The sequence below is a fragment of the Salipaludibacillus daqingensis genome, assembly GCF_029891575.1.
GTDB classification, from domain to species: domain Bacteria; phylum Bacillota; class Bacilli; order Bacillales; family Salisediminibacteriaceae; genus Salipaludibacillus; species Salipaludibacillus daqingensis.
Map to the genome: position 1 here is coordinate 481,468 of NZ_JARZHF010000002.1, position 18,941 is coordinate 500,408.

Here is an 18,941-nt window from a genome sequence, read left to right on the forward strand (position 1 = left end):
ATTAAGCCTTTTTGATTTTCACAGCTGCCACTTTGAATTCTGGCATTCTTGATGTTGGGTCTAAGGCTGGGCTCGTTAGTTTATTCACTGACAGTTCCTTGCCCCAGTGATAAGGAACAAAAATGTGATCTTTTCGAATGGCTTTTGTTATCTTTGCTTTGACTTCCATGTTCCCTCGTCTTGTTTCCAAATAGACGTAATCGCCATCTTTCAATGCATACCTTGACGCCATCTCAGGATGCATTTCCGCAAAAGGTTCTGGACATTGTTCCATTAAAAATGGCGTTCTTCTCGTTTGCGTTCCAGATAAATAATGAAATACAACTCGCCCTGTTGTTAATGTGATGGGATATTCTGCTGATGTGACTTCCCCAGGTTGTTGCCATCCAACTGCAGCTAAGTTCGCTCTGCCATCTTCCGTTCCAAACGAATCTTGGAACATTGTTGGTGTACCTGGATGATCTTCACTTGGACAAGGCCAAAACACACCATCTTCTTTTTCGATTCGATCATACGTAATACCGTAATAATCTGCTTTCCCACCTTTGGAAGCTAATCGAAATTCTTCATATATTTCAGGGACATTTTTGTAAGGAAAATACTTCCCTTTTCCCATTCGCTCTGCAATTAGCTGCATAATTTCCCAATCCGTTTTTGATTCTCCAACTGGTTCTCTTACTTTACGAATTCGAATCACTCGACCTTCAAGGTTTGTTGTTGTTCCTTCATCTTCCGCCCACGTAGTTGTTGGTAAAACCACATCAGCAAATTCACAAGTCTCAGATAAAAAGAAATCGGAGACGACCATGAAATCTAGTTTATTAAAGCTATCCCAAATATAATTATTATTCGGTGCTGAGACCGCTGGGTTGCTACAAATCACATGCATCGCACGTATGTTTCCTCGTTGAATTTTATCGAACATCTCATAAGCAGAAACACCAGCTTTCGGCATTTCTTCGGGCTCAATTCCCCAAACGCTTGAAACATATTTCACGTGTTCTGGATTATCTATTTTTCTGTATCCTGGCAATGCGTCGGCTTTTTGACCGTGTTCTCTTCCCCCTTGACCGTTCCCTTGACCTGTGAATGTCGCTACACCAGAAGCGAACTTCCCAATTTGTCCTCTTAAAAGTGCCATTGATGTGTATAAACTTACATTATCGACACCTTTCATTTGCTGTTCGACCCCGCGGGCAAACATGACAACTGATCGAGGAGACTGTCCAAAAATACGAGCAGCTTTCACTAGCTTTTCAACGGAAACTCCAGTGAGTTCCGATGTATATTCTGGTGTGAAAATTTTCACTGATTCTTTTAATTGTTCGTAATTATTGCAACGCTCATCGACATATTTTTCGTCAACATAGCCTTCTTTAACGAGTAAATGCATCATCCCATTTGCTAATGCAGAGTCTGTTCCTGACTTCAAATCCAAATGAACATCTGCAATTCTTGCTGTCGGTGTTTCCCTTGGATCGGCAACGATCATCTTGGCACCTTTGTCTCGTGCTTTCCAAAGCCATTGAATCGTTGTTGGATGACACTCTGCCGTATTTGATCCTGCCATAAAGAAACAGTCTGTATGTTCTAATTCCGGCCATGGTAATGTTGAGCCTCGATCAATACCTAGAGTCTTCATAAATCCACCTGCTGCAGATGACATACAAAAACGGCCGTTATAATCAACATACCTTGTTCCTAAAGCCACTCGGGCATATTTCCCGACTAAATAACACTTTTCATTCGTCATGGAAACACCACCAAATACGGATAACGCATCCTTCCCATGTTCCGATTGAATTCTTTTATAATTCTTTTCAATAAGATCAAGTGCTTCTTCCCAAGAACTTTCAACGAATTCTCCATTCTTCTTGATTAAAGGCTTTTTAATTCTTTCTTCATGATCAACAGTTTGGTAGGCGGTTACGCCTTTCGGACACATTTTCCCCATTGTCACTGGCCAATCATATCGTGGTTCAACACCGACAACTTTTCCAGATTTTTCATTGACTCTTATATGCATGCCACACTGCATGCCACAATAACAACAGTGTGTCGTAATTAATTTTTCACCTTCGTGGTGTAGATTTTTCACTCCAGGTTTAACAACAAACTGGGTCATTTAAAACTCCTCCTTCGCTTCTGCTGATTGATAAAACTCTTCTGACCGTTTTCGTCCAAATCCTGGCATGTGAATGCCATTGTTAGTTTCAATAGGTGTTGGTTTGCTATTCGTTTTTTTAGGTAGATTGAGTTGACTCATCACTCTCAGTTTTCTTCGACAAGCCGGGCAATACTCCGCTAACCAATCTCCATCTTCATTTGTTAAATCAAAGGCTTGGGCGCCTAACATAGCTTTCACGTCAGCAATTTGTTCATCGTTCGAATACAATTCATCACAACCAAGACATGTTTTCGTATCCACTTCAGGGGTTTCTTGGTAATTCATTGGGACCGACATTGCCATTGGTCTAATTGGTAAGTGGAACAACTTTCCGAACGGGAAGTAGATAAGAAATACAACAACGGTTATTTGATGTATTAAAGCTAACTGTGGATGCATCCACCCTCCTAGAAGCTTGTAAGATACGGTTAAAAATAATCCAGTCAGCGTCACCGCAAGAAGAATGTAAAGTGGAAACAAATCAAATTCTGCTCTTTGCGTCACTTGTAGGTCATGATTTTTTATTCTTCTAGTGATCGCCATTGCTAAGCCGATCAATAACATCGATGCTGTAATGTTTAATCCTTCGAAAAACATCTGAGCAAGGAAACCATCTGGTGCCATTTCCAATGTTGGAATGCCGAATACGACCATTTGGTATGTTGTTGCATCGATTAATTTAAAATGCATCCAACCAAACGTTAATCCAAAAGTAATAGCGAGAGAACCGATACATCCCCAGGCGATTAACCAATGTTGCACTCCGCGGTATAATCCTCTTTTAAAGATAAATTTTTGTAAGATAATGTTATCAATCAATGTTTTTGTTATTGCTCTCCAATTTCGTTTTTGTCTCTTTTTCGTTTTCATATTTCGAATCGACCTTTTAATAACTTCATTCGTCGCTGGTCTCATTAACCAAGACGTCAGTCTAACTGTAATTCCTATGAAAAAGATAAACGATGAAACCATGTAACCAAACAGCATCCAATCCATATGGGAAAATTGCCCTGTCCCTACCCACATAAGGAAAAATAATACCGTTACAACGACAAAGGAATACATGCTTGCTTTTGAATAAAAAGACTTTTCTAATTGACTCATGTTTAACTCCCCTTCCTGATAAACCTTGTAGAGTTACGAATAACTCTTTTAATATGGTTGCTGTGATCTTAATGATTTCGATCACGTTAGCTCTTTCCGTTCATCAACGTTTCGTATCTCGCTAATGGGATAACTCTATTGTAGAAGTTCATAATTCTCCTCACTGTGCAATCAGTCACAGCAGATGTGTGATTTTCGTCACACCGACAAGCCGAATATGTCAATTTTATTAACATGTATTTTAAAAATGCTTTCACTAAGGGGTTTTGAATATGTAAGGTGAAAAATCATGTTCACAAAAATGTCATGACAGAAGTGATTATTAAGTGACGAAGCCCTAGAAAAAATGCTCTAGTTAACAAAATACATAAAAAAGCCAGCATGAGAATGAACTCACACTGGCACTTCTATCAAAACTATTAAATTAATCATCATGTCCAAACGATATCTCTTGTTTATCTTCGTCATATGATACTGCGAAATTTTGACCATCAAAATACCATTCGTCTTTCTTCTCTACATAAAATAATATACCCTCTTTTTCAATGGAAGCTGCTTTTTCATCCGGAGTTTTTACTGCTACCCCTAATGAAAAACCTGTTTGAAAATCTCCACATCCACCGTATCGAACAAAAAATTGCACAGAATCACCGGATTTTACTTCTAATTCATTTTTAAACCATTTCAATGCTTCATCAGTTACTGTCATATTCATATTACCCCTCCAATAAACACGTCATCTCTCATGTTATTCCCTAAATGCAATGGCAAAAAACACAATAACCGTTCGGACAGAATAAATCAAAAGATTGGAAATAGTACTTTTCATTTTAGTTTCCATCATGTATGGTTAATTTGGTAAATTAATTCAAGTACTTATAATAAAAGGAGTGTGTTGCGTTTATGCCTTCTCATTCGTTCATTAATACAATTTCAATTTTTTCTAGTCTCCCAGTCCATATTAAAGAACAATTGCAAGAAATCATTTTAACAAAAACGGCTACGAAAGGCGAGATCCTATTCCATGAAACGGAACCCGCTGAATCCATTTATTTTATCAATGAAGGAAAAGTTAAATTAACCAAAAGTAGCTCTGACGGGAAAGAAATCGTCTTGAATATTCGTCAACAAGGGGAAATTTTTGCTGAAGTTGCCTTGTTTAGCCCTCATGATACGACATATCCTGCTACTGCAAAAGTGATGGAAGGCGGTACCATATCTTTTATTCGAAATGAAGATTTAGAAATGTTTCTTACAGAACACCCTGAGCTTGGGATGGCTATTTTCAGAATCATGGCAGAAAGATTAAGAATTTCCCAATCAACATTAAGAGACGTGGCCTTATACGGAAAACTCAGTGCATTGGCTGCAACATTAGTAAGGTTAACAGAAGATTATGGAATTGAAAAAGAAGATGGTGTCTATATAGATATTAAACTTACCCATGAAGATTTAGGTAATTTCTTTGGTGCAACAAGAGAAAGTGTCACTAGAATGATGAATCAATTAAAGAAACAACAAATCCTTAGTAAAAAGCAAGGATACCTTATCATTCATAATGTAGAAGATTTACGCAGTTACATGAACAAATAAGCTGAAGGAATATATAAAAGGTGGCGTGTACAACAATGAACATTCAACTGATCAGCTACGTTGGATATATGACATTCTTCATCATGCTATTTAATATTTCTATTTACGGATTATTTCTTTTTATTAGAAAATCAAAAAATCCACTCTATCGAAAAAAAACTGCTAAAGTTGCACGAGTTTGGATGAAAATCCATAGACCGGCAGCTTGGCTTGCGTTTTTTCTCGTATTTATTCATGGAGTCATGGCATTAACACATTTTAATTTATCGTCTTTTTCATTATTGACGGGAATAATTAGTTTTTTCTTTTTACTTCTTTTGATGATTACGGGGTGGATTCGTAACCAAAAAGCAACTGGTAAAAGAAAAAGATTTCATCGTTACGCCTCTTTTATTTTTATCATCATTGTTATAATACATATAGTCATTTGAGTTGAACACATAAACTATTTTGTAGATTTCGTTCTTTTATCTCCATTCTCAAAAAAAGAGAAATACACCGACTCCAGTTTTGCTCGTCTAAAGCCAGCAAGGTTGGGAACTCTTCTCACTACCTATTTCACGAATTCAAGTATCAGACTGTCTGCCAGCATCAAGGTCCTTCCTAAATAACAAACAATCTTAATCTCAGAAAAAAAGCGACTGCCATAGGCAGTCGCTTTTCCGTTCATATGATTGGGGGTCATAAGAACGACATCATGCATTCACATGTGTTCGGTTTGTACGTCATTCTTTGGCAACATTGTTAGTCTTGGGGGGACTAACACCAAATAAACGTTGGGTTCTTATATAAAGGAAGTAAAGCTATGCATCGCTTTACAGCTATTATTAGCCATCTAGCAATACAAGTATAGTATATAAGTTTCTAGCTTAAATTTCTGTGAACTTGATCACATTTCCTCTTTATTTATCGTAGTGTGTGTGAACAATTTATGACGATTATCCCCCACTAACGGGTGGAATAAATGCAACTAAATCGCCTCTATGAACCAACACGTTATCTTCAGCATATTCTTCATTAATAGCTGCCATCGCCGATTGGATTCCTTTTACGTTAGGATAATCATCTGTAAGTTTTTTTCGTATCTCTCCGACTGAGATCTCATCGACAGTTAATTCAACTTCGCGTTTTCCAACTGTTTCTTCTAATTCGGCAAATAGTAAAATACGTATCATTTTTCCAATTCCTCCTTATCTGGCTTTCCATCAGGATAGGCATTCGTTTCTAACTGATCTCCTATCCATTCTTCTCCATCTTCCCAATGTTCTTTTTTCCAAATAGGAACAATTTCTTTAATCCTTTCAATTGCGTACCGACTTCCTTCAAAAGAATCTGCTCGATGTGGCGTTGAGACAGCAATAACAACTGCTATATCAGATATTTTTAATTCCCCAACCCTGTGTGTAATTGCTACTTTAGCTTCTGGGAACTTCTCTTGAATCTCTGATCCTATTTGAGCCAATTTTTTCTCCGCCATCGGTATATAAGCATCATATTTTAAATATAGTGTTTTTTTCTCTTTTGTCATCTCGCGAACTGTTCCAATAAATGTATTGATAGCCCCAGCATTTCGGTCTTCCACTTTTTTTATAATCGAATCAATTTCGATTGGTCTTTCGATTATTTCGAAAAATTTGTCTGTCATTAAAACTCCCCCTTGTCAATTTGTTCGTTAAACCAATGTGAATATTGCTTCAACTCATCGATATGAAAAGAAGCTAGAGGATATTTTTCTTTCAAGCTTAACATAAGTTCCTTTTCCCAATAAATAATTGCTTTTACATCGTTCGTTTGACGAAGTAATTTTTCATCTTTTGGAGAACGGATCACAACTGTTTTCGGATAGAATTCTTTTTTAAATCCCTCAATCAGAAGAACATCTAACGAAATGACCTCGTACATGCGGATATAATCATCTAAACGAAACGATTGGTTATGATGAACAATCCAACTCAACTCGTTATCACTTGCAACCAACGTCCCTAACGCACCAGCATCCCTATGTTTGACGGTATCCTTTTTTTCAGCTTCTTTTACTAGAGGACTATTATCTCCATGATGTTTAATCGTAGCAACTTTTAATTGCCGCTTTGTTAACGATTCAATTAAAGCTGATACAATGGTAGTTTTTCCAGAATTTGAAAAGCCTACAACCTGATGAATGATCATTTTTTTGGTTGCCTTACTTTAATAAAATCTTTCAAAGGAACATCACTGCCTTCTGAGAATAAAAGTAACATATCTACTTCATCCCCTGCTTTGTAACCCCTAGTACCACCTGGAACAGCTACGAGAGCATCTGTATAAGCTAAAGAGGTAACCACTTGAGACTTATCCATTCCAACTGGGCTTGCAAATATTTGTCCTTTCTCATATTCAACCTTACTTCGAATAAATCTCGTAAACGGATTTGGTTTAGGAAAATCTGCCGTCAATGTTCCTTTTACGATTTGTAAGTATGGCTTCGATGAATTTAAAAAAGTCTTTACCCAAGGCCTTGCATAAAGTTCAAAACCCACAAAGCAGGCGGATGGATTACCAGAGAGCCCAAACAAAAGCTGCCCATCCTTTTCAGCAACTGTCGTCACACTTCCAGGGCGCATTGCAATCTTATTAAATAAAACGTTTGCACCTAACTTTGCATAAATTTGAGGTAAAAAATCAAAATCTCCTACGGAAACCCCACCTGTCGTAATTAGAGCATCCACTTTCGTTAATGCACTAGAAATAGCTTGAAAGCAAAGCTCAAAGTCATCTTCTAATTTACCAAAATAAACAGGTTCTGCACCCGCTTGGCGAATTTGGGATATCATCATATATGCATTACTATTTCGGATTTTACCAGGTTGAAGCTCTTGATCGACATCTAATAATTCTGTTCCAGTAGCATAAATCCCTATTTTAGGTTTTTTGGAAACGGGAACTTGTCCATACCCAAAAGTAGCCAACACAGCAATAACTCCTGCAGTTATTTTTGTTCCTGCTTCAACAACTACTTCTCCTTTAGAAGTTTCTTCCCCTTCTTTAGATACGTAATCGCCTGCTTGAAAAGCTCGTTTTATTTCAATAAATGTTTTGCCAGACTCTACTTTTTCCGTAGCTAGCTCAAACATTACAATCGTATCACACATTTCAGGCATGATTGTACCTGTCATCACTCTTACCGCCTGACCAGGTTTTAGTAACTTTTTTGAGACATGACCCGCTCCAACAGTTTCAATAACCTCTAACATAACTGGTTTATCTTGTGATGCTGTTTTCGTATCCTCACTTCTTACTGCAAATCCATCCAAAGGTGAACGATCAAATGGTGGAATTGGATGATCGGCAACGATGTTTTCGGCTAAGTACCTTCCCTCCGCCTCAGCTAAATCTATATGTTCCATATCTCCTTTGATTGCATGTTTCATGACGCGCGTTACAGCTTCATTCACTTTTATGGCTTCACGCTGTTCAAACATAGTGTCACCCACATCCTTTCTTAATCAATCTCTCTCCATTTTACCAATAACCTATTTATTATGTGTTGAACATTTTCAAAACTTTTTTACATGTTTTTTTCAAAACTCTTCATGAAGACTTGTTCTTTTTATTTAAGCGGCATATGGAACATTGGTTCGTTATCATTGTTAATATAGACTGACATGTTGAAAAAGCTGCCAATTAATTATTCGGCAGCTTTCCTCTCATTAATAATTAGATTGTACGTCTACGATATCATCCACAGTTTTTTCTAAATCAAAGCTGTTTTCTCCGCTATACATCCTTACGATAATACCTTCTGGGTTCACAAGGAAAAATCGAGTAGGATGAATAATATCATTTTGTTCTGGCACCTCTTGTATAGGAGCTTTCAAAGATTCCAAAGTAAATTCACCTATTTCCTCTGGACTATAACCTGTTAGAAAATTCCAATTTTCAAAACTTGCTCCATAAGATTCGCCATATTCCTCAAGTCTTTCAGGCGTATCGAATTCTGGATCTACCGTAAAAGAGACGATCTGAATATCAACTTCCTCATCTTCTAGACCTTTTTGCAATTCGACCATATTAGGTGTCATTGTCATACATACGGTCGGACAACGGGTAAAAATCGTTTTCGTAATCCACCATTCACCTGCAAATGTTTCCATTGTCACTTCTTCATTAAACTGATTCACTGCTTGAAAATCAATGACCTCCCAAGGCTCTTCAGCCTGTGAAACATCAATCACTGCATCAGCTTTCGGCGATTCTGACGCATCTTCATACAGAAAACTACACCCACTAAAAATGACAACAATAAAAATGAAACTCCCCATAATCCATACACTTTTCTTCATACGATCCCTCACTTTTTAACCGTTCGTTTGATACATTTCATATTCTTTCAACTTAAGCTTTGGTGTGTCTTCTCTATCACGTTTCATCCAAATTCTAAACGTATATCCTATCGCAACACCATAAGTAAGTTCTTGAATGATTTTCATCATAGCCCCACCAAACTGCTGATCTTGTTGCGGACTTAGCAATGTTAATGATTGCTCTCCAGAGAACACTTCAAATGGAATGTCTGCACCTGGTGGTAAACAATACGACATGGCAATCGCCCATGTTGCAGGATCTGTATAGGTTGCATATAACGGTTCCCCAGCAAATATGATTAGGACACAAGCAGGTGTAAACAAGACTCCACTAGCAAACATATAACCCATCCGCTTTAGTTCAGATAAATCATACTTGGTCTTAAACCTTGGAATAATATGCCACCACATAAGCATAGCCGCTAGCAGCATCCCAAGTTGATACGTATTATGCCATGATTCATTAGTCATTAAATAATCAAACGTAACAGGCAAATGATAAACGGAAAAAATACCATTAAAAAGAAGTAATCCAATAAGTGGGAATCCAACGACAGTAAATAGTCCTCTTACGACTTTAAAACGAGCGAAATACTTAAAAAACCACGCAGGAATACCAATTAAAAGTAATGGTGGTGCAACCAGATAAACAATTGCCATCGATAACATGTGCATGCTTAACATAATATGTCCAAGCACATAAAGAGGACCACCGAAACCTAAGTAAATGGCTAGCAATCCAAGGTGGAAATAAATAATCCTTCGAACCGGAACCGGCTTTGAATCAGGAAAAAGATGACGAAACTTTTTTATCACAATAAAATAAATGAAACTAATCAATGCAAGGACAACAACTAATTCAGGTGTCCATATCGTTCGTGCAGTAAAAGTAGAGAAAAATTGATCCATTTTGTTAGCTCCTATCCTATAGTATTTCTATTGGTAAACCTTTATTTAATATTAAACGTATTTTAACAAGAATGAACCATGTTATAGTATATTTATAACATGATTTCAGTGGAAATCATATTGTTTTGATCATGGAAGAAACAGGATTTTATATTAACTTTCTTATAAATACTACTTTTCCCTTGTATGATAATCACATTGATTCACAATAACATCCTATTTTTACTATATATAGCTTCACAAACATATAATAAGTCATCTATCAGGAGGAATATCAATGAAACCACATTTAATCGCAGTTGATCTAGATGGTACTTTGCTCTCTGATAATAAAACAATATCATCAAAAAATAGATCTACCTTATTTCAGCTTCGCAAACTTGGCCATCATGTCATAATTGCAACCGGGAGACCTTATCGAGCAAGTTCAACCTATTATCAACAGCTAGCTCTAGATACTCCCATGGTAAACTTCAATGGGGCATTTGTGCATCATCCTTTAGCACCGAATTTATTTAAACCTATCCATACACCTTTAGACCATACAACAGCGAAGACAATAATTGAGACATGTGAAAGTTTTCGGGTTAAAAATATTTTAGTAGAAGTGATGGATGACTACTATTTACGTTATTTAAACAGAGGTTTTGCTGAGGCTTTTACACTTAATCAACCACCATTAGATTATGGCGACTTACAAAACATTATTCAAAAAGACCCGACTTCCCTGTTAATTCAACCAAACGATAACCAACATCATGAATTAAAAAGTCTTCTGTCTAAAGCACATGCTGAAGTAATTGATCAACGCTCATGGGGAGCGCCATGGCATGTGATAGAAATTGTTAAAGCCGGCTTAAATAAAGCTTTTGGACTTGAAAAAATCGCAAGTTACTATAATATTCCACAAGAACGAATCGTTGCCTTTGGAGACGAGAGTAATGACTTTGAAATGCTTGAATATGCCGGGCGTGGGATAGCAATGGGAAATGCCATCCCACAATTGAAAACGATTGCAAATGAAGAGACATCCACGAATGAAGAAGATGGTGTCGCTGTTTTTTTAGAAAAATTCTTTAAATTGTGAGGGAACAAGAAAGGGGAACGACATGATAGAAGTATTTAAAGTAGAAAAACCAGCAAACTCAGATATGACTGTAGCTTTAACAAAACTAATGATGGAACAAATGAATAGTTTAAGTGTAGAGACTTCGGAAGAGACATTATTAAAAACGATTGAAGAAGTATTAACTCCTCCTTCTAACGCTGAATTTTTCGTTGCGCAATATAAAGGTCAACTCATCGGCTGCGCCTTTTTAAATAAAGGGATCGGATTAGATAAAGGTGGTCATTACATATGGTTAAATGATTTGTATGTGACGAAACGTTTTCGAAGACAAGGTATAGGAAAAAAACTCCTTTTGAAAGTTCTCTATTGGGCTGAAAAAAATGAGTTTAAAGGGGTTGAACTTGAGACAGGAAGGCACAATGAAGCAACAAAGAAACTTTACAATTCATTAGGTTTTTACGACATTGTATCAAAACGATATGGTAGGACACTAACATAATCGGACAATATAAAAGGAAGGACAAGGATCTTCCCTGTTCCTTCCTTTTTTAATACAAGTTTCTGATTGATCATATCTTCATTACATAATAAATTGAATGATTGCAAGAAACGTAATGGAACCTCCAACAACAATAATCAATGGAGCTCCAATAGATGAAAGAACGAGTGCGACAACTCCACCTACAACCCCAAACCAAAGGGCATCATGAATATAAAGAATCCCAGGGAATATCAACGCGCCTAACACTGCATAAGGAACACGAGATAGCATCCGCTTCGACCAAGACGGCCAGTTTTCCGTTTGCAATGCTATGAGTGGCAGCAACCTTGGAATATAGGTCACGACACCCATTCCTACTATCATCCAAAACAGCGTCATGCTCATGAAGTTGCCTCCTTTTTCATCCATTGTTCTAGAGCTTCATACATCACTACTGCTGTGATTGTAGCAGCCATTATAGACCACCCGGTAGACAACCACACTTGAAAAATAGCATTAAATATGGCTCCTAATAAAGCCAAACGGATCACGACTTTTCCTTGTGTTTTCACAGACGGTACAAGTAGTGCAATAAACAAGGCATAAAGTGCAATGGCCATGCTTTCTTGTATTATCTCCGGTAGAAATGCGCCTGCAAAATAACCTACCCCAGTGAAACACACCCAGCTACTGTACGCGACTAATCCGACTCCAATAATGTATTGACTTCGTATCGGCCGATTACTTGTTGAAGCTACTGCAAACACTTCATCTGTAAGAAAAAAACCGTAAAATACGCGTTTTCTTAGAGTGCTTGTCTCTGCTCCTTCATGAATGGAAGCGCTCATTAATAAGTGCCTGAAATTAACAATAAACGTAGCAAAAATGATTTCCACTGCAGTTGATCCTAACGCAATCATGGAAAGCGCCATATATTGCGCTGCACCAGCAAAAACAATCATGCTCATAAATACAGCTTCAATAACAGTTAAGCCGGTTGCACCTGAGATCAATCCAAACGTTAACGCAACGGGCATATATCCTAAAGCAATCGGAATTCCAGAAGCTAATCCTCTTTTTAACCAATTTACATCCGATTGATATGAATCAACTAAAGCGTCCATACAAGTCCTCCTAGTCATTGATACAAATGACAAACGATCTATCTATTTTACTTTACATGACTACTGACTTGTCAAGCTGAATCCCATCTTTAGAAAATTTTAAGAAATTGTATCAGCTTTACCTAAAACACAAAAAACATGAAGGCAGTTATCTCTCCATGTTTTCGCTGCTTATTAGACTGTTAAAATAATATGATCTATCGATTCTAGCCAGAAATTTTCAAAAATTGGTTTCTTAACGTTTCTTTTTCATGATTTGACAACATATTTTCTGCCATTGGAAATAAAATTTGCTCCTCTTTCATGAAATGATCCGTTAATGTTTGATATACCATTAATACATGATGCGCCAACTCTGTAGTAAATTCATCTGCTTGAAATTGATCCGAACGATATTTTTTGAAAAAACTAGCGATATGTTGTTTCGCTAAGCTGTGTTCCTCTTCCATTACAGCGATCGGTCCACTTTGTCTTCCAATATGCGTCACCATCATTTCGAATAGGGCATCTTCTTCTTTAGTTGAATGTAAATCGATTTCTACTTTAAATCGACGCATCTGTTGGTACATTAATTCTAATTCTTTTTTTATATTGGAACTAGACTCGCTCTCCTTTATTTTCATCGCACTATTCCGAAGATCCTCCATTTGGACTCTTAATGGAGGGTGCTCTTCCAACAACTCCAATAGTGGTTGGCAATACGATTGAGGTTTCTCCATTCCATGACTCATACACCCTTGAAATTGCTCCATTTCTATTCCTCCTCGATCTTGAAGTCCAATTTAGTATACATCTACAAGAAGGAGGTTACCGTGATTCAAGTCACAAACAAATACATTTTATTTTAGAATCTAAATAAAAAAAACGAAGAGTCTCCTCTTCGTTCAATGTATTATTAATCGTAAACTTTCTCAAATGCTTTCTGAATTTCAGGGAGTAAAGCGTCCCAATCGGCTCCCACTTCTTTGTTAACAGTAACAAAATCTTGGAATCCAAAAATATTATCGACACCTTCTAAGCCTAATAATTCTTTCGCCAATGCATGATCTGTATCATCACCTTTTTTAAAAGAAGCACTGCCAGACCCTTCAAATAAAACTTGATTTGCAGTAAATTTCATAGCATTTGGATTTGGAGTTGGTTCACCTTTTACTTCAATTGACATATCGCATTCCTCCTTGTTATGTAAGTAAGTACAGTTTAACACGTTTTTATTTAAAAGATAAAGTTCGGACGATCAATTGAGGTTTGCTTCTCGATATTTTGTAACTGATTCGAGACCCTTAGATGCGTTTTCTTTCCCCAGTGTCCAATTTTTTTAAAAATTATCACAAAAAACTAGCTCATCATATATATTGATAGCTAGTTTTGCCGATCTTAACATTATTGTTGATGAGAGAACTTCTCTTTTTCATTAACTAATTTTCTCAACCGATCTTTTAGTCGATTTTTAGCAATATCATCGTTATTCTCCATCGCTTCCTTTAATTCCATCAAAAAGTAATCAATTTCTGAAGAGATCACATATGCTCTTATCGTTGCATCCAATTCCAATGGTAAGTTCGACTTAATCTGGACAGGTTGATGGTAGGCGTCCATCAAATTTTCCCTCCCTCCACTCGTTTTAAGAACGGAAACAACCTTTCCGTGATCAAAATAGCTGACATAGTTTCCACCATCGGTAATGGTTCTTACGATGGCACTACCTTTGCTTTCTGTAATCAAATCCTCCAAACAAAAAGCAAGCTCTTCTTTGATTACTTCTAATTCTTTTATATTGACGATGGTTTTACGTTCATTTTCTAAGTGCATCGGAAGTGACATACGATCCTCGCCACAGTGGATAATTAGTTCTATTCCATTGTCTTCATGTCGCCACGTTAATCGATAGTTTGCAGCAAGTAATTTATGAACAAATGACTTCAACATGGTGCGATGTAATTCAATCCAGATATCTTTAAATTGTGCTCGAAAGGTCGGTTCGTCCATTCGCTCGCTCCTTTCCATTTATTTTCCGTTTTCTTTTCCTATTCGCTCTGTTAACCTTTATTGAGAATCTGATAATTGCAGCAATGAATTTTTAATTCAATAAACTGGTCTTTAACGAAAGACTTACTTAATCAAACAATTCAAAAGTTAAAACTTCTTATTAGTTATCTTATGAATTCGTCTAAAAAAAAGACACTCTTTTTATCTGGTCAAGTTAATTTACATTGAGCAAAAATGTCCAACCTAGTAAAATGAAAAATGGATCCTCTTTAAAAAAGAAGGTGTGTTACATGTGTAAAACCTTAAATATACAAGAAAATTTAATTATCATTTACAAAGAAATAGCTAGTCATTCTGCGAGAATAACTTCTTTTAGTGAAGAATGGCTTTATGATCCTTCGGTTGAAAACCGATTTCAAGATTGGGTGACATCTGTCTTAATAAAAACAGAAACGATTGTTATTAATGAAAAATCTAATTACCATCAATGGAAGTTAATCATGTTGCTTTTAATTTTTAAAGAATTAAGAAAAGAACTCGTTCAGCGCGGGTTTTATTCTTTCTACCGAAGAAGTGTTGAGCAATTATTAAGTGATATGATACAGTCTTTTCCTTCTAATACCATTTCCTCTCTATATAGAAATGTTACGCTACAGAAGATACTTGAACAAACGGGTCAAGATTTTTCTAATGTTACCGAATTAAAGACGATAAATGAACCTAGCTTAAAACAGGAAGCCGACCATGACAAATGGATTAATGACTGGCTTTCACGTCCACACTTTTCTAAATATAAACGATATTATCATCAGCTTACAAACGAACACGAAAAAATATATTTGAAAAATGAGGTAGTTGAAAACCTTTTTCCATTACAAACCCATCCGCCTACAAAAAGAACGCTCTTTCAAATTTATGATTTTCACGAGGATTTTAAGCTAGGCATAAATAGTTGGCTAAATTACCCCCAGGACCCTCTTTATTTGTCGAGAGAAGAACAACAATTACTGTCTTCTTTAACAGAGAAAAGACCAGACCTGGCAATTCCGTTATACAGTCAGTGGATCGAACGACTGGTTGAAAAGAAAACGACGCAACATTATAAAAAAGCCACTTTATTTATTATAGAATTAAAAAACACTTTAAAGAAAACTGACAATGAAAACGACTTTCCATTGTTTGTGACATTGTTGAAAAAAAAATACAAACGTTATGCTGCTTTTTATGAGGAGTTGAGAAATTATGAGTGAGGGTGAAACTTCTAGATACGAGCTATTTTCTGCGATAAGTTATGATTCGACAAACAAAGGAGTTTTCATATTTCAAACGAAACGTAACAGAAACATGAGATCTTTCTCCGAAAAATCTCATCTATTAACTCTAAAACATCAATTATTTCATTCTCACCGTTCCTCTTTTTATGGGGTGCAGCTTCAAATCAAGTCATGTTATGTAAAAGCTTGGGATTCAGATACATTCGATTTAATAGAGGCTATTTGGATTCCTTTGCAGTTTATGCACTACCTTTTAGAAATCGATATTAATACATTCCAGACCAAAGTATCAGACTCAACTCACTCGTTTTTATCTTATTTAGCCAAATTACATAAATCGAAATGTTTTTTTCCTACTAGACACGGACAATGGCAATTAGACTCCTCATTCCTCTCTGAATTACATAAAGAAAAAATGCTTATTGCTACAAATACAGACGAGCTTACAAGCGTGGGAAACGCTTATAATAATGAAAAGCTAATTTATTTATTAAATGATTGGTTGCAAATCAATGTCTTGTTCTATTTTATGTCAAAAACAGAATGGACCTCATTTAAAAACGGAATTTCAGAATCAACGAATGACTCTCAAATATCCCAATGGCTCTTCGCCTTGGAGAAGCCCGACAGGACCTTTACACTATCGCAACACCTGTACCCTATTGGAGTTCAAAAGTGGAGTGGAGAAGCCCCAGAACCTTTTCAGCTACATCTCATCATTTATGCTCCGATTTCAAAAAACCATAATTGGAAACTGGAGTGGTTTATTAAAGAATGGGAATCGGGTTCTCTCGTTTCTTTATTAAAAGTAATGGAAGGAGCACATCCGTTTCAAATAAATCCAATTTCTTGGTTGCAGAAAGAAAAAAAACGTTTATCAGCTGCTACCATCCCATTAACCCTTCATTACAGTAATTTATTTGTTTTTTATTTAAGTTCCGAAAGGTTCACTGATTATTTAATGAATGATGTAAAAAAACTAGAAGAAAATGGTATTTCTGTCCTCATACCTGAGAGTTTGCAAAGGAAAATCACTCCAAGATTATCTGCAAACCTTTCTTTATTCGAAAAAGATGACTTCGCAGATGAAGCACGGTCATGGGTGCACAGTCACGTTTCGTGGAAGTTAGATCTGAATGAATTACAAATGGACGAAGCAACATTTCGCTATCTAGTGGAACAGCAAAAGGAAATGGTTCACATCAATGATCAATGGGTTCTTTGGGACTTGGAGATGGCTAGGAGGTTTGTTCATTATGTCGACCAAACGAAAAATGATGAGCATCTATCATTCTTCGATGGACTGAGAGCAGCACTAAATAGCGAAGAAAGTAACATGAAAATAGGAATACGTGATGAAATGGATGGCTCATTACCAATAACGTGGTCATTAACATCAGATACGGAAGCTGCTTTACTAAAACAAGAAACTCGATCTCGTTCATTAACGCCAAAGTGGATAGATTCGTTAAGAGAATATCAACAAAATGGAACGAATTGGTTACTAAATATGAGAAATCTCCAGTTAGGTTGTTGTTTAGCTGACGATATGGGATTAGGAAAAACAATCCAAACAATTGCCTATATTGATGAGGTTATTTCAAATGAAACTTTATCAACACCCTTTCTGATTCTTTGTCCATCTAGTTTAATCCACAATTGGTCTAATGAATTAAATAAGTTTGCAAATAATCTTACTGTCTATGTCCACAATGGGGCGCCAATAAAAAGACATAAGCAATGGCACAAATGGATCACCAAAGCCGATGTAGTAATTTGTTCGTATCCAACGGCTACGAAAGATCTCGAAAAATTAACTTCTATTCATTGGTCAGGATGTATATTAGACGAAGCACAACAATTGAAAAACATTCGAACAAAGTTACGTAAAGCTATGAAACGCCTGAATGCTAGCCATATGATTACATTAACTGGAACTCCAATAGAAAACCATCCATTTGAAATGTGGACGATGATGGACCTTTTAAATCCAGGACTATTGAAAAATGAAACATGGTTTTCAGAAAACTTTCTTCACTCTAATGGTCGTGAAGATAAAACTGAGCGATTATCTCACCTCCGAGAAATTGTTCGTCCATTTTTATTAAGGCGAACGAAAACATCCTTTGAAAAAGAATTATCTTTGCCTAAAAAAACGGTGATCGATCACCATGTTTCATTAACAGCAGAACAACAAGTTCTCTACGAAGCCGTTGTAGAAGAATTATTGAAATCATACGATGATGAACCATTGGTTGTTCAACGTGCACTTTTATTCAAAACGATGACGAAACTGAAACAAATCTGCAATCACCCTGCACAACTTTACAAGGAACAAGGAAAAAGGACACTTCAAAAAGGACGATCAGAAAAATGGGATTTATCGGTAAGAATTATGGAAGATTGGCTTCATTCGGGAAAAAGAGGGTTAGTCTTTACTCAGTACCGATTTATAGGCTCCCTTATCCAAAAGATGGGAAAAAATAATTGGGACTTGTCAATTCCATTTTTTCACGGCGGACTCACATCTCATCAACGAGAAGAAATGATTCATAACTATCAATCTCATCGGTCATCTCCAATCATGGTTATCTCTCTTAGAGCCGGTGGATTTGGTATAAATATGACGGAAGCCTCGGAAATGATTCATTATGATCGATGGTGGAATCCTGCTGTGGAAGATCAGGCAACAGATCGTATCCATCGTATTGGTCAAACCAAACCCGTTCAAGTTCATCGAATAACATCAAAAGGAACGATTGAAGATAGAATCGCTGATTTATTAACAGAAAAGAAAAAATTACAAAAAGCAGTCATTGATGGTCGTCCTTTACCTATATGGACATTATCTAGAGAAGAATTAACAGATCTCTTCACATTAAAATGAG

Annotated in this window: 20 protein-coding genes; 6 read left to right on the forward strand and 14 right to left on the reverse strand. The window is 36.5% G+C overall.

Going from position 1 to position 18,941, the window contains the following annotated elements:
* Window position 1 precedes the first annotated feature (1 nt).
* The 3 genes from fdhF to QDN89_RS06530 all read right to left on the reverse strand — a co-directional run bounded on the left by fdhF (window position 2) and on the right by QDN89_RS06530 (window position 3,986).
* The gene (gene fdhF, locus QDN89_RS06520) at window positions 2-2,125 is read right to left on the reverse strand and encodes a formate dehydrogenase subunit alpha (RefSeq protein WP_280769288.1); all 2,124 of its coding nucleotides are present in this window, start codon (window positions 2,123-2,125) and stop codon (window positions 2-4) included.
* Window positions 2,126-3,271: an MFS transporter gene (locus QDN89_RS06525; RefSeq protein WP_280769289.1), complete on the reverse strand. Its 1,146-nt coding sequence runs from the start codon at window positions 3,269-3,271 to the stop codon at window positions 2,126-2,128.
* A gap of 424 nt (window positions 3,272-3,695) precedes the next feature.
* Entirely contained in the window at window positions 3,696-3,986 is a 291-nt protein-coding gene (locus QDN89_RS06530; RefSeq protein ID WP_280769290.1) for a HesB/YadR/YfhF family protein, read from the reverse strand.
* 188 nt (window positions 3,987-4,174) lie between these two features.
* On the opposite strand from QDN89_RS06530, the gene QDN89_RS06535 reads away from it, so the two are divergent.
* Window positions 4,175-4,864: a Crp/Fnr family transcriptional regulator gene (locus tag QDN89_RS06535; RefSeq protein ID WP_280769291.1), complete on the forward strand. Its 690-nt coding sequence runs from the start codon at window positions 4,175-4,177 to the stop codon at window positions 4,862-4,864.
* A gap of 35 nt (window positions 4,865-4,899) precedes the next feature.
* Complete coding sequence (locus tag QDN89_RS06540) at window positions 4,900-5,295, forward strand: hypothetical protein (RefSeq protein WP_280769292.1); 396 nt, start codon at window positions 4,900-4,902, stop codon at window positions 5,293-5,295.
* Window positions 5,296-5,802: 507 nt separating this feature from the next.
* On the opposite strand, the gene moaD is transcribed toward QDN89_RS06540, so the two are convergent.
* From moaD to ctaG, 6 genes are all read right to left on the reverse strand, one after another.
* The gene (gene moaD / locus QDN89_RS06545) at window positions 5,803-6,039 is read right to left on the reverse strand and encodes a molybdopterin converting factor subunit 1 (RefSeq protein WP_280769293.1); all 237 of its coding nucleotides are present in this window, start codon (window positions 6,037-6,039) and stop codon (window positions 5,803-5,805) included.
* Window positions 6,036-6,509 carry a molybdenum cofactor biosynthesis protein MoaE gene (locus QDN89_RS06550; protein ID WP_280769294.1) on the reverse strand — a complete coding sequence of 158 codons (474 nt, stop codon included), beginning with the start codon at window positions 6,507-6,509 and terminating at the stop codon, window positions 6,036-6,038. Before QDN89_RS06550 ends, moaD begins: the two co-directional genes overlap by 4 nt.
* Window positions 6,509-7,033 (reverse strand): molybdopterin-guanine dinucleotide biosynthesis protein B, encoded by a 525-nt coding sequence (mobB, locus tag QDN89_RS06555; protein WP_280769295.1) that lies wholly within the window; start codon window positions 7,031-7,033, stop codon window positions 6,509-6,511. The genes QDN89_RS06550 and mobB overlap by 1 nt, the downstream gene beginning before the upstream one ends.
* Entirely contained in the window at window positions 7,030-8,325 is a 1,296-nt protein-coding gene (locus QDN89_RS06560) for a molybdopterin molybdotransferase MoeA (RefSeq protein WP_280769296.1), read from the reverse strand. The genes mobB and QDN89_RS06560 overlap by 4 nt, the downstream gene beginning before the upstream one ends.
* A 228-nt stretch (window positions 8,326-8,553) precedes the next feature.
* Window positions 8,554-9,186, reverse strand: a complete 633-nt coding sequence (locus QDN89_RS06565) for an SCO family protein (protein ID WP_280769297.1) — start codon at window positions 9,184-9,186, stop codon at window positions 8,554-8,556.
* Window positions 9,187-9,201: 15 nt separating this feature from the next.
* The gene (gene ctaG, locus QDN89_RS06570; protein WP_280769298.1) at window positions 9,202-10,116 is read right to left on the reverse strand and encodes a cytochrome c oxidase assembly factor CtaG; all 915 of its coding nucleotides are present in this window, start codon (window positions 10,114-10,116) and stop codon (window positions 9,202-9,204) included.
* Window positions 10,117-10,393: 277 nt separating this feature from the next.
* Here ctaG and QDN89_RS06575 point away from each other — a divergent pair, with 277 nt between their 5' ends.
* Entirely contained in the window at window positions 10,394-11,203 is an 810-nt protein-coding gene (locus tag QDN89_RS06575; RefSeq protein ID WP_280769299.1) for a Cof-type HAD-IIB family hydrolase, read from the forward strand.
* 22 nt (window positions 11,204-11,225) lie between these two features.
* Window positions 11,226-11,684 carry a GNAT family N-acetyltransferase gene (locus QDN89_RS06580; RefSeq protein ID WP_280769300.1) on the forward strand — a complete coding sequence of 153 codons (459 nt, stop codon included), beginning with the start codon at window positions 11,226-11,228 and terminating at the stop codon, window positions 11,682-11,684.
* Window positions 11,685-11,765: 81 nt separating this feature from the next.
* On the opposite strand, the gene QDN89_RS06585 is transcribed toward QDN89_RS06580, so the two are convergent.
* The 5 genes from QDN89_RS06585 to QDN89_RS06605 form a co-directional block, all read right to left on the reverse strand.
* Window positions 11,766-12,071 carry an AzlD domain-containing protein gene (locus tag QDN89_RS06585; protein WP_280769301.1) on the reverse strand — a complete coding sequence of 102 codons (306 nt, stop codon included), beginning with the start codon at window positions 12,069-12,071 and terminating at the stop codon, window positions 11,766-11,768.
* Window positions 12,068-12,790 (reverse strand): AzlC family ABC transporter permease, encoded by a 723-nt coding sequence (locus QDN89_RS06590; RefSeq protein ID WP_280769302.1) that lies wholly within the window; start codon window positions 12,788-12,790, stop codon window positions 12,068-12,070. Before QDN89_RS06590 ends, QDN89_RS06585 begins: the two co-directional genes overlap by 4 nt.
* A gap of 206 nt (window positions 12,791-12,996) precedes the next feature.
* Window positions 12,997-13,542: a hemerythrin domain-containing protein gene (locus QDN89_RS06595; RefSeq protein ID WP_280769303.1), complete on the reverse strand. Its 546-nt coding sequence runs from the start codon at window positions 13,540-13,542 to the stop codon at window positions 12,997-12,999.
* 143 nt (window positions 13,543-13,685) lie between these two features.
* Window positions 13,686-13,955, reverse strand: coding sequence for a NifU N-terminal domain-containing protein (locus QDN89_RS06600; protein WP_280769304.1), 270 nt, complete (start codon window positions 13,953-13,955; stop codon window positions 13,686-13,688).
* A gap of 218 nt (window positions 13,956-14,173) precedes the next feature.
* On the reverse strand, window positions 14,174-14,779 hold the full coding sequence (locus QDN89_RS06605) for a hypothetical protein (RefSeq protein ID WP_280769305.1): 606 nt from the start codon (window positions 14,777-14,779) through the stop codon (window positions 14,174-14,176).
* 290 nt (window positions 14,780-15,069) lie between these two features.
* Between QDN89_RS06605 and QDN89_RS06610 the strand changes: the two genes are divergently transcribed.
* Window positions 15,070-16,029, forward strand: coding sequence for a hypothetical protein (locus QDN89_RS06610; RefSeq protein WP_280769306.1), 960 nt, complete (start codon window positions 15,070-15,072; stop codon window positions 16,027-16,029).
* The gene (locus QDN89_RS06615; RefSeq protein ID WP_280769307.1) at window positions 16,022-18,940 is read left to right on the forward strand and encodes a DEAD/DEAH box helicase; all 2,919 of its coding nucleotides are present in this window, start codon (window positions 16,022-16,024) and stop codon (window positions 18,938-18,940) included. The genes QDN89_RS06610 and QDN89_RS06615 overlap by 8 nt, the downstream gene beginning before the upstream one ends.
* The last annotated feature ends 1 nt before the right edge of the window (window position 18,941 follow it).